This window comes from Mesorhizobium sp. M7A.F.Ca.CA.001.10.2.1, from assembly GCF_003998575.1.
GTDB lineage: Bacteria > Pseudomonadota > Alphaproteobacteria > Rhizobiales > Rhizobiaceae > Mesorhizobium.
This window is the reverse complement of sequence record NZ_RZQY01000143.1, coordinates 1-10,865: the sequence shown is the minus strand read 5'-3', so window position 1 is coordinate 10,865 and position 10,865 is coordinate 1. Positions and strand designations below refer to the sequence as shown.

General features: G+C 65.9%; 11 protein-coding genes. 4 read left to right on the top strand and 7 right to left on the bottom strand.

What is annotated here, in order from left to right:
* Window positions 1–791, top strand: a 791-nt coding sequence (locus tag EN964_RS12200; protein ID WP_164775793.1) for an amidohydrolase family protein, incomplete at its 5' end; no start/stop codon positions are given.
* Here EN964_RS12200 and EN964_RS12195 read toward each other — a convergent pair.
* The 7 genes from EN964_RS12195 to EN964_RS12165 are packed head-to-tail and all read right to left on the bottom strand — an operon-like array spanning window position 776 to window position 7,920.
* A complete protein-coding gene (locus EN964_RS12195; RefSeq protein ID WP_127269650.1) occupies window positions 776–1,441 on the bottom strand; it encodes a cysteine hydrolase family protein in 666 nt (221 codons plus the stop codon). The two genes, EN964_RS12200 and EN964_RS12195, sit on opposite strands and share 16 nt — an antisense overlap.
* On the bottom strand, window positions 1,438–2,721 hold the full coding sequence (locus tag EN964_RS12190; RefSeq protein WP_127269648.1) for a Zn-dependent hydrolase: 1,284 nt from the start codon (window positions 2,719–2,721) through the stop codon (window positions 1,438–1,440). Before EN964_RS12190 ends, EN964_RS12195 begins: the two co-directional genes overlap by 4 nt.
* A complete protein-coding gene (locus EN964_RS12185; protein WP_127269646.1) occupies window positions 2,721–3,884 on the bottom strand; it encodes an FAD-binding oxidoreductase in 1,164 nt (387 codons plus the stop codon). The genes EN964_RS12190 and EN964_RS12185 overlap by 1 nt, the downstream gene beginning before the upstream one ends.
* Window positions 3,881–5,203: a Coenzyme F420 hydrogenase/dehydrogenase, beta subunit C-terminal domain gene (locus EN964_RS12180; protein WP_127269644.1), complete on the bottom strand. Its 1,323-nt coding sequence runs from the start codon at window positions 5,201–5,203 to the stop codon at window positions 3,881–3,883. The genes EN964_RS12185 and EN964_RS12180 overlap by 4 nt, the downstream gene beginning before the upstream one ends.
* Before the next feature lie 12 nt (window positions 5,204–5,215).
* Complete coding sequence (locus EN964_RS12175) at window positions 5,216–6,130, bottom strand: nitrilase-related carbon-nitrogen hydrolase (RefSeq protein ID WP_127269642.1); 915 nt, start codon at window positions 6,128–6,130, stop codon at window positions 5,216–5,218.
* Window positions 6,115–7,545 carry a dihydropyrimidinase gene (hydA, locus tag EN964_RS12170; protein WP_127267695.1) on the bottom strand — a complete coding sequence of 477 codons (1,431 nt, stop codon included), beginning with the start codon at window positions 7,543–7,545 and terminating at the stop codon, window positions 6,115–6,117. Before hydA ends, EN964_RS12175 begins: the two co-directional genes overlap by 16 nt.
* Before the next feature lie 24 nt (window positions 7,546–7,569).
* Window positions 7,570–7,920, bottom strand: coding sequence for a RidA family protein (locus tag EN964_RS12165; RefSeq protein WP_127267694.1), 351 nt, complete (start codon window positions 7,918–7,920; stop codon window positions 7,570–7,572).
* 304 nt (window positions 7,921–8,224) lie between these two features.
* On the opposite strand from EN964_RS12165, the gene EN964_RS12160 reads away from it, so the two are divergent.
* From EN964_RS12160 to EN964_RS12150, 3 genes are all read left to right on the top strand, one after another.
* Complete coding sequence (locus EN964_RS12160; protein WP_127267693.1) at window positions 8,225–9,478, top strand: MFS transporter; 1,254 nt, start codon at window positions 8,225–8,227, stop codon at window positions 9,476–9,478.
* A 10-nt stretch (window positions 9,479–9,488) separates the two neighbouring features.
* Window positions 9,489–10,238 carry an SDR family NAD(P)-dependent oxidoreductase gene (locus tag EN964_RS12155; RefSeq protein WP_127267692.1) on the top strand — a complete coding sequence of 250 codons (750 nt, stop codon included), beginning with the start codon at window positions 9,489–9,491 and terminating at the stop codon, window positions 10,236–10,238.
* Window positions 10,239–10,268: 30 nt separating this feature from the next.
* Window positions 10,269–10,865 (top strand): NAD(P)-dependent oxidoreductase (locus EN964_RS12150; RefSeq protein WP_164775792.1); only part of this gene is annotated, 597 nt, incomplete at its 3' end.

Here is a 10,865-nt window from a genome sequence, read left to right as displayed (position 1 = left end):
ACATTGCCGATCATGCCAGCGGCAAGCTGTTCATTTCGCACCATCAATGCACCGGCCGCGCCAATTTCGGCAAGAGCCGTCCGTCCTTGGAAAGAATCGATCAGGCGCGCAAAACGATGGACATCGGCATGGATGTCTATCCCTATGCCGCGAGCTCGACGGTGCTGCGACTGGAGCGCTGCGACACGGGTCTGAAGATCCTCGTCACATGGTCCGATCCGCATCCTGAAATGGCGAGGCGCGAGATCGCCGACATCGCGCGCGAATGGAACTGCAGTGAGCGCGAGGCGGGCCAGCGCCTGCTGCCGGCGGGCGCCGTCTACTTCCAGCTGGACGAGACGGATGTGCGCAACATCATCGCGCACCCGCGCACGATGATCGGCTCGGACGGCCTGCCGCACGATATCCATCCGCATCCGCGCCTATGGGGCACGTTTCCGCGCGTGCTCGGCCATTACGCCAGGGATGTCGGCCTGTTCAGCCTGCAGGAGGCGGTGTTCCGCATGACCGGCCTGCCCGCGCGTGAATTCGGCATCCAGCAACGCGGCCTGCTGGCCGAAGGCAATTTCGCCGACCTCGTCATCTTCGATCCGGCGACGATCATCGACACCGCCACTTTCGAGGAACCGCGCCGGCCCGCCGCCGGCATCGAGCATGTCTTCGTCAACGGCGTGTCCGTGTGGACTGACGGCAAGGCGACCGGATCGCTGCCGGGCACGGTACTCAAGCCCTCAGCTTCAAAGGTTGTCCGAGGCACATGCGGCTGCGGCGCCGATCACAAGGCCTCGTAGATCCGGTCCACCATCTCAAGCGTGTAGACGAACTCAACCGGCCGCGTGCAGCGCCAGCCGTCGAAAGGCTGGCCGGCAAGCGCCTTCAGCGCCTCGGGAAGGCGCAGGATGCCGCCGCCATAGAGCCGGTTGGCCATGTCGAGCATGCCGATGCGGTGCATGGCTTCGCTCATGCTGCCACAGGCCTCCTTGACCAGCCAGACCCTGAACCCCTGATAGACTGCGTCGAACACGCTCTCGGTCACGCAGCTGTCGGTCAGCACCCCGGTCACGATCAGGTTCTCGACCTTGAGGTCGGCAAGCCGTCTTGAAAGGTCGGTGCGGCGAAAGGCGCTCGGCCAGTGCTTGTGGATGACGATGTCGCCGGGCATCGCCGCCACCTCGGCGCAGATCGCGGCGCCATCGCTGCCGGCCACGGCGGAGCGGAATTCCTCGGTCAGGGTTTCCTCCTGCCTTACATAGCCGTCGCGTTCTTCCGGCTGCACCCAGGCTTGCGCATGGATGACGGGCACGCCTGCTGCGCGGGCGGCTTCGATCAGCGCGGCGGCATTGGCGAGCACCGCGTCATAGCCGATGACCGGCCAGGCGGCTCCGGGACGGTACTCGTTTTGCAGATCGATGACGAGCAAGGCGGTCGCGGCAAGGTTCATGGCTGTCCCGGGGGGTTGTCGAAGTGGGTGACGAATTGAAGAAGCAGGCGGATCGCCTGGTCGAGATCGGCGATTTCCATGGCTTCATGCGGGTTGTGGCTGCCATTCTCGTTGCGCACGAAGATCATGGCGGTCGCAATACCGGCGCCGGCAAAGCTTGCCGCATCATGCCCCGCTCCGCTCGGCACATGCGGCGCCGGAATTTGCAGTTCGGCGGCGGCGCGGTCCAGCCTCGCTATCAACGCCGGCGACATCGTCGTCGGCTCCCAGGTGAAGCGCGGTCCGGCCTCGAAGCTGACGCCGCGCTTCTTGCCTACTTCTGTGAAAAGCGCGTGCAGCCTTGCCTCGATCCGGTCCAGCACGGCGGCCTCGGCGCTACGCACATCGAGTGTGAAGCGAAGCTCGCCCAGGACGCGGCTGCCGCCGTGTTGCGCAGGATCGGACTGCACGCGGCCGAAGGTGATGGTGGCTTCATGGCCGTCGCGCTCGAGCGCGTCCCATTCCGCTTCAAGGCCGGCGACCAGATCGGCAAAGCCGAGCACGCTGTCATGCCGGGCGAAGCGCGGCTCGGCGCCGGAATGCGCGTAGGCGCCGAGGCAGGTCGCGTCGACATAGCGAAACCCGCCGGCGATCCCGGTGACGATGCCGACCGGCGCGCCGGATGCGACAAGGCGTGGTCCCTGCTCGATATGCACTTCGACGAAAGCCGCGATCCGTCCGGCATCGATGCCCGGCACGCCGCGCTGCACGGCATCAGGGTCGAAACCTTCCTCCAGCATATGGTCAGCCAGCGTGCGTCCGCTGTCCGACCGCTTCGCTTCCAGCGCTATCGGCTCCAGCAGGCCGACAGCTGCCTGGCTGCCGGGATAGGACAGCGGAAACCAGACCGCTTCCTCGGCGCGGGTCGCCAGCACGATCAGGTCGCGCGGCAATTGGATGCCTTGCCCGACCAGTTCGGCCATCACGGCCAGCCCTGCCACCACACCCGCGGCGCCGTCGAAATTGCCGCCATGCGGCACGCTGTCGAGATGCGAACCGAGAACGATCATCGGCAAATCCGGATTACGGCCCTTCAGCGTCAAATAGAGATTGCCGGCGGCATCGACGCGCGCCGTGGCGCCGAGCTGCTCGGCTTCGTCGCGAATGAGGGCGTGGGCAAAACGCTCGCCGGGCCCATAAGCCGCGCGGGTTACGCCCGGTGGGTCGGCCGTGGCTTGCGCAAGCCTCTCCAGCAGATGCCCGGCCAGCCTGCCGCCGCCAGTCAGCGCGGCACTGCTCATCAAGCAACCTGCCTGGCTTGAGGATCGACGCCGCGCAGCCGGTGTGGCGTGAGATCGTCCATCGAAACGCCCTGCCTAGCGACATCGTCCGGAAAACCCTTGCCGGCGATCAGACTGGCACAGACGCGCGACAGCGCCGGTGAGGTCTTGATGCCGTAACCGCCCTGCCCGACCAGCCAGATAAAGTCTGGAACCTCATCATCCGGCCCGACCACCGGCGATCCGTCGGCGACGAAGGTCCGCAAGCCCGCCCAGGAGCGCGACACGCGCTGCACCTCGATCGTGGTCACCCTTTCGAGACGCTCGGCGCCGATGGCGACGTCGATGTCCTCGGCATAAGCATCCATCGGCACCGACGGCGTCGCATCGGCCGGCGAGACGAACAGCTGCCCGGCATCCGGCTTGAAATAGAATTCGGCGCCGACATCGTTGACCAGCGGCCAGTCCGATATGTCGACCCCTGCGGGCGATGGAATGTTGAAGGCGGTGCGGCGTTTCGGCTGCAGGCCGACCGGGCGCACCCCTGCCATGATGGCGACCTCGTCGCCCCAGGCGCCGGCTGCATTGACGAGCATTGGCGCGCGAAAGGTCCCCGCCCGCGTCTCGACCCGCCACTGGCCGCCCTGCCGGTCGATCGCCGTCACGCCGGCATTGGTGACGATGCGCGCGCCGCGCGCGCGGGCGCCGCGCAGATAACCTTGGTGCAGGCCGTTGACGTCGATGTCCATCGAATGCGGTTCGATATAGGCGCCGGCGAGATACTCCGCGCGCAGCACCGGTACGCTGGCGATCGCTTCGGCCGGCGTCATGGCGACGATGGAGGGCACAAGCCCCTGCGCGGCCGCCAGATCCTCCCGCAGGAGATCGATCTGATCGGCGCGCGCCACGGTGATCATGCCGCGCTTGCCAAGCAGCGGATACTCGGAGAATCCAGCTGGCGGTTCGGTCAGGAAAGACCGGCTGGCAAGCACAATACGCCGGATGACGCCGTTGCCGTAATTTTCGGTAAAGCTTGCCGCCGAGCGTCCGGTCGTGTGGTAGCCGCAATGGCTTTCCCGCTCGAGCAGCACCACCTTTGCGGAGTGGGATATCTCGAAGGCCGCACCGGCACCGGCCATGCCGCCGCCGATAATGATGACGTCCGTTTCCTCGGCGGCATTCATCTCAACCCATCCTTCAACATGATTGCCCGGCCTTCGCGCGGCACGGCAGGCGGCTCACCCAGGCGTCCGCGCCGCGCGCGGTCGCGAGCGCCGCGCCCCTCGGCCAGATTCTCCGCCAGCGAATTCTGCGCGGCGCAATCTGCAAGGGCGAGATCGGTGACAAAAGGCACCGGCCTGCCGGCGATCGCCATGCCTTTCAGCCGCGCCCAGACGGCGCGCCGCTTGCGCACCTGGTGCGACTGCAACTCGCTGATTTCGGCAATGCCGGTCTCGCGCTTGATCTCCAGAGCGCCGGCGTCGACGGCCGCATCGAACAGTTCGAGGCCGCGCCCGGTACGCACGATGATGCTGTTGAGCAGCTCATCCTCGACCGCCGGCCCACCATTCAGCCAGGCGTCATGAACCGCGATATCCGCCACCTGGCCGATCGCGTCCGGACAGATCTTGCAGCGCGGCTGGGTCATCCATTTGTCCTCGTCCTCCCACAACTGCCGATAGGTGAGTTCGAAGGCGCGGCCGTCCCTGGTTTCGATCCGGTTGAGGCCGGGATTGCCATGGCCGCGATAGCGAAAAAGCGTGAGCTCGTCCTCGCAGAGGCCGAAACGCCGCAACACCTGTTCCGATTTCGAAAGGTCCGATGCGCCGCCGCAAACGAAGGCCAGGGCATAGCGCATATATCGGTCGACGCGCGGATCGAGCCGCGCCAAATTGCGCACGGCGGTGATATCGCAAGGCTTGGCGATCAGCGCGAAGGGCTGGCCGCGATCAAGGATGTCGTCGAAATCCACCAGCGTCGCCGTGGGGCCGTAGCGCGAGCCGGCGCCCTCGATCATCGAAACGGCATCGAAGCTCAGGCGCCGCTCATTGCGCATCGGCTGTAAGCGTGATGCGGCGACATGCAGCACGAACTTGACGCGTCCCGAGCTCAGCAGAAATTGCCCAAGCGCCGTCAGCACACCGCCTCCCGATCCGACAAACCGCACCGTGGGATCTCCCGCGCGTCCGAGCACAAGCCGTTCGGCGGGGCCCCAGACGGTGTCCGTCAACGCTGCATTGCTCGCCTGCGCCGGCGGTGGACCGGCGATGCGCGTTCCCGGGCAGACTGCGTTGACCCGCGTCAGCGTCGACCTGACCAACACCTGCATCGCCACCGGCCGCTCGCGCCCTTCCGGCGTCATCGCCATCTCGACCTTGCCGGGACCGGCGATCGAACGGCAGAGCCCGCAACCGATGCAGAGACCGTTTTCCACGATCTCGCCGAGCGACAGCGGCTCGGTCGCGCGCGGCGCCGTGTCCTGGCTGGTTTCGCTGGGGGCCATCAAGTTTCGATCTCAGGCCGGTTCGGAAATGCGCCGGTACTGGTCGGGGCGGCGATAGAGCGCGAAGTTGAAATTCACTTTCCGGCAGGTCTCGATCAGGTCGAGATCGGCGCGGTGGACGATGACCTCGTCGTCGAGCGACATCGCCTGCGCGGCGATCTCGCCGGTCGGCGCGATGATGCAGGACCCGCCGATCAGTGCCTGGCCGTCTTCCAGCCCCGCCTTGGCGGCCGCAGCGACCCACAGCGTGTTCTGGTAGGCGCCGGCCTGCATCGGCAGATGGTTGTGGAACATTCGCAGATGCGCCAGCGCCGGCGCCTCGTCGAGCAGCAGTGGCGTGTTGTAGCCGAGCAAGGCCACCTCGGCGCCATTGAGGCAAAGCATGCGGTAGGTTTCCGGCCAGCGGCGATCGTTGCAGATCGCCATGCCGACACGCACGCCGCGATAGTCGAAGACCGGAAAGCCGAGATTGCCCGGTTCGAAATAGCGACGTTCGAGATGCGTGGTGATGCCTTCCTCCGGCTCGCTCGACCCCGGCACATGCATCTTGCGGTAGCGGCCGATGAACCGCCCGTCCGGGCCGACAAGGTCCATGGTGTTGAAACAGCGCGTGCGGCCGTCTTCCCTTGCGATCTCGCAATAGCCGAGCGCGAAGCCGATCTTGAGGCGGGCGGCGGCATCATAGAGGCATCGCGTTTCGGGCCCCGGCATTGCCCTTTCGAAGAAGGCGTCGATCTCCGCCTGATCGTCGATGCGCCAGCGCGGGAAGAAAGTGGTCAGCGCCATCTCGGGAAACACGGCAATCTCCGCCCCGGCGGAAGCTGCCTGTTCCAGCAAGTGGATGAGGCGATCGACCGTCTCGCTCCGCGTCGCACTGCGCTGGATTGGCCCGGTCTGGGCGACCGCGATAGTCAGGCATCGAGCCACGGCATCATCTCCTCGACTGGTTTTCCCGAGCGGGCCGGATCGGCGGCGCTGCGCTCTACGAACTGTCCGAACCCCGGCTGCACCTGGAGTTCGCCGTCGGCGACAACCGGCACGCCGCGCACCAGCACAGTGGTCGGCTTGCCCGTCACGCTCCTGCCCTCATAGGGCGTGAAGTCGACACGCGAATGCAGCGCCCGGTGCCCGAGCGTCCAGGTCACTGTCGGATCCCACAGCGCCAGATCGGCATCGAGGCCGACCGCTATGCGCCCCTTGGCATGGGCCAGGCCATAGATCGCGGCGGCGTTGCGCGAGGTGAGATCGAGATAGCGCTCGAGCGTCAGGCGGCCGCTCAGCAGTCCCTCCGAGAAGAGCAGCGGCAGACGAGTCTCGATGCCGGGAATGCCGCTCAGCGTGGTGGTGAAGTCGGGTGTCTGCGACCGAGCGATCTTGTCGGCGAAGAAATAGGGCGAATGGTCCGACGACCACAGGTCGATGCCGCCATCGATCAGCGCCTGCCACAGATGCCGATGGCTGCGCGGCGAGCGCGGCGGCGGCGAAAACACAAAGCGCGCCGCATCCATGGCCGGCCGGTCGAGGTCGGCGGCGCCGATGAACAGATATTGCGGGCAGGTCTCGGCTATCGCATCCACCCCTCGCCCGCGCGCCCGCGCCACCTCCTCGGCCGACTGCCAGGAGGAGACGTGGACGATGGTCATGCGCGCGCCGGTCATTTCGGCGAAGGCCAACGCACGATGCGTTGCCTCCCGCTCCATTGTCTCGCTGTGGGCAACGACATGGTAGCGGATATCGGTGCGGCCGAGATCGATCAGGCGCTGCCGCGTGCGCCTTATGGCGGCATCGTTCTCGGCATGGACCATGACGATCCAGCCAAGCCTATGGGCAGCATCGAGCACCCTGAAGAACAGATCGTCATCGACGGCAAAGCCCTGATAGGTCATGAACAGCTTGACCGACGCGATACCGCGGCCGGCGAGCAGCGAAAGCTGTTGCTCGACATCCGGGCCGGTGCCCATGGTCACCACCGCGTGCAGCCCGTAATCGATCACCGCGCGCCCTGTGGCACGGTCGAGCGCTCGATCGATGGCGGCGACGGTGCTCATCTCCGGACCCGGCATGCCGAACGGGACGATGCATGTCGTGCCACCGAAGGCAGCCGAGATGGTGCCGGATTCGAAATCATCCGCATTGCCGGCCCCGCCCCAGACCGGCTGGTCGAGATGGCAATGGGCATCGATGCCGCCCGGCATGACCCAACGACCGCCGGCGCCGATCAAGGATTTGCCGGCCAGGCCCGTCCCGGTGGCGGCGATGCGGCCGTCGTCGATGGCGATATCGCATTCGGCCCAACCGTCGTCGAGGGCAACGCGTCCGCCTTTGATCACCAGCTCATGCATTCGGTTTGCCCACCCCAATCGGCGTCAGCCGACCGCCGCCGTCACCATGATCTCGACGCGATACTGGTCGCCGGCAAGCCGCGCCTCCACCGTCGCGCGCACCGGCATGGCGCTGCGGTCGATCCAGGCATCCCAAGCCATATTCATCATGTCGAAGTCGGCGATGTCACGCAGCCAGATCTGAGCGCTCAGGAGTTTCGACTTGTCGCTGCCGGCCTTGGCCAGAAGCGCATCGATCTTGGCGAATATCTGCTTGCTCTGCGCGGTGGTGTCGCTTGAAAGGTCGTCCGCCGTCAGGCCGGAAACATAAACGGTGCCGTTATGGCGCAACACCCGGCAAAAGCGTTGGCCGTTCTCAAGACGTTCGATCGTCATCTCGGGGTCCCCTCTCGATCTTTGACAGGCGACCTATCGTAGGGAGCGCACTAAAGGACTGTAAAGCCTTTCGCAGGGCGCAACGCCGTTTTCCGCCGCCGGGATGGCCAAAAAAAATGACGCCATAGCCGTGTCAATCTTCGCTTGCAGCAGGCATGACTGGGTGTAGCTTCTGTTTGGGAGAGCAGCCGCCGGCCAGCGTGACTGCCAAGGGGAGCCGTCGCAATGCACAAGAATCCGGCGCCGCTTGTCGATCCTGCTTGCGATCTCCGGCGTCCGTCCTAGTCGGCCAGGCGCGGCATTCATGGGATCGATCGGTCAATCCGCGATGCGCTTTTGGCAGAACGCCGAGCGCTCCCGCGCAACGCTGCCGATGATGGCAGGCGTCTGTTTCGCCTGTATCGGCAGCGCCATGCTGACGACAGCGGTGTCGTTCCACCTCGGCAAAGCCGGCGTCGATCCCGGAACCGTGCAGATCGTGCTGACCGCCTATCCGGCCGGTTTCCTGATCGGATGCCTAGTGACGCGTCCATTGGTCACCCGCTACGGCCATGAGCGGACATTCCTGCTGGTCCTGGCAACTGCGCTGCTGTCGGCCCTGGGCTTCGTCGTTACCGACTTCATGCCGGCATGGTTCTGCTTGCGGCTGCTCGGCGGCATGTCGATGGCCTCGATGTTCGTCGTCTGCGAGAGTTGGATCAATCTCTATGCCGAACAGCACAATCGCGGCTCGCTATTCGCGCTCTACATGCTGACGACGGCGATTGCCGTGCTGCTTGGCCAGGTCCTGGTGGCGATGGTCGGTCCGCAATCTCCGCATCTGTTTCTGGTCGCGATGGCGACGGTGCTTGTGGCCTTTGCGCCCAACTTCGCCGGGGTGCGCTGGCCGGCGCTGCCTTCGGTGCCGAGTGATCCGGCGCCCGCGTCCGGAGCCAAGGCAGACAGGCGGCTGGGACCGCTGGCGCTCTTCAGGCTGGCGCCGGTGACGGTCGTGGCGATTTTCCAGGGCGGCATCACCAACATGAACGTCTTCGTGCTGACGCCTCTTTACGGAACGCAGATCGGCCTGTCGGCGGCGGCCACGGTCTGGCTGGTGACCACGATAAGCATTGCCGGAATGGTGGCGCAGACCCCGGTCGGCTGGCTTTCTGACCGTTTCGACCGCCGCCTGATACTGCTGGTGCAAGGGCTGGTATCGGTGACGGCCTGCGCCTTGATCGCTTGGGTCGGCACCCTGTCGGTGCCTCTGCTCTTCGTGCTGTTCTTCATCTATGGCGCCACGGCGCTGACGATCTATCCGGTGGCGATGGCCTTCGGCGCATCGCAGCTTCATAGCCGGCACATGGTCGCCGCCTCCGGCACGCTGCTCCTGCTCTACTCGATCGGCAATGTGGCAACGCCGGGCGTCGCCGCGGGGTTGATGGCGCATCTTGGACCTCCCGCCATGTTCCTGCTGCTCGGCGGCGGCGCTGCCCTGGTCACGTTGGCCGCCTGCTACAATCTTCTGCGCCGGCCGGTCACGGCGCCGGTCATGCAACGTATCGAGGAACGGGTTTGAGGAGGCCGCGATGAACCGTCTCGAAGGCAGCGCTGTCCTGATAGCAGGCGCCGCAAGCGGCATTGGCGCGGCCATTGCCCGGCGCTGCGTCGCGGAAGGCGCCGGCGTGATCTGCGCCGATTATGAGCTGGAGGCGGCGCAAGCCCTTGCCGATGAGCTCGGCGCCGCCGCTTCCGCCTGCGGCTGCGATGTGACCGATGCGGAGCAGGCTCGCAGCGCCGTCGACATCGCAAGGCAGCGCTTCGGCCGGCTGGACGGACTGGTGCACAACGCCGCCGCGCCATCGACCAATGCCACCGTCGTCGATCTCGACGAACAGTCCTGGCGCCGCGAACTCGACGTCAGCCTGACCGGTGCGTTCCTGATGAGCAAGTTCGCGGTGCCGTTGATCGCGGTGGGTGGCGGCGGCTCGGTGGTGTTCATCGGCTCGCAGTTCGGACGCGTCGCCACCGCCAATGCCGTCGCCTATTGCGCTGCCAAGGCGGGGCTGATCCATCTCGCCAAGGCGATGGCGGTCGACCATGCGCCGGACAATGTGCGCGTCAACAGCCTGTCGCCGGGCGCGGTGGCGACAGCGCGCCTGCTGCGCAGATTTCCGGACTTCGAGGCCGCCAATGCGGGTCTTGGCCCCGCCCATCTGCTCGGCCGCATCGCAGAGCCGGATGAGATCGCCGCGGCGGCCGCTTTCCTTTTGTCATCGGACGCATCCTTCGTCACCGGATCCGACATGCTCGTGGACGGCGGCTATGCAACGCGCTGATCCTGTTCGTTCAACTTAGAAGGAGTTCACATGACGCTGCTTGTCACCGGAGGCACCGGCTTTGTCATGAGCGTGGTCGCGCGCGCATGGCTCGACCGCGATCCGCAAGCCCGGGCCGTGATCCTCGACCGGTCCGGCCTGGACGCGGCGGCCGAAAAGCATTTCGCCCCGGTGCGCGACCGGCTCACAGTGGTCGCCGCCGACGTCCTCGACCCGAAAGCCTGGTCCGCGGCGCTAGACGAGCAAGGCATCACGGCGATCGTGCATGGCGCGACAATCACGCCGATCTCGCGCGGCAGCGCCTCGGAGGCAAAACGGCAGCCCGAGGCCGAAGACCCGGCCCGCATCGTCGACGTCAATCTAATGGGCACCGTGCGGATGCTGGACTGGGCGCGAGAGAGACCGGACCTCAAGCGCTTCGTCTATGTCAGTTCCGGCTCCGTCTACCGTCACAATGGCCCCGACTGGAGCAGCGAGCCGCTGCCGGAAGACGGCTATGTCGCGCCGTTGACGCTCTACGGCATCTCGAAATTCGCCTCCGAGATGGTGACCAACCGCTATGCCGACCTGTTCGACCTGTCGGCGGTCTCGGTGCGACTTGCTTCGGTCTACGGCCCGATGGACCGC

Bases quoted from the DNA above. Each gene is read 5' to 3' on its own strand.
- EN964_RS12180 (WP_127269644.1), bottom strand. From the start codon at position 5,203: ATGGCCCCCAGCGAAACCAGCCAGGACACGGCGCCGCGCGCGACCGAG.
- EN964_RS12190 (WP_127269648.1), bottom strand. From the start codon at position 2,721: ATGAGCAGTGCCGCGCTGACTGGCGGCGGCAGGCTGGCCGGGCATCTG.
- EN964_RS12165 (WP_127267694.1), bottom strand. From the start codon at position 7,920: ATGACGATCGAACGTCTTGAGAACGGCCAACGCTTTTGCCGGGTGTTG.
- EN964_RS12195 (WP_127269650.1), bottom strand. From the start codon at position 1,441: ATGAACCTTGCCGCGACCGCCTTGCTCGTCATCGATCTGCAAAACGAG.
- hydA (WP_127267695.1), bottom strand. From the start codon at position 7,545: ATGCATGAGCTGGTGATCAAAGGCGGACGCGTTGCCCTCGACGACGGT.
- EN964_RS12160 (WP_127267693.1), top strand. From the start codon at position 8,225: ATGGGATCGATCGGTCAATCCGCGATGCGCTTTTGGCAGAACGCCGAG.
- EN964_RS12155 (WP_127267692.1), top strand. From the start codon at position 9,489: ATGAACCGTCTCGAAGGCAGCGCTGTCCTGATAGCAGGCGCCGCAAGC.
- EN964_RS12185 (WP_127269646.1), bottom strand. From the start codon at position 3,884: ATGAATGCCGCCGAGGAAACGGACGTCATCATTATCGGCGGCGGCATG.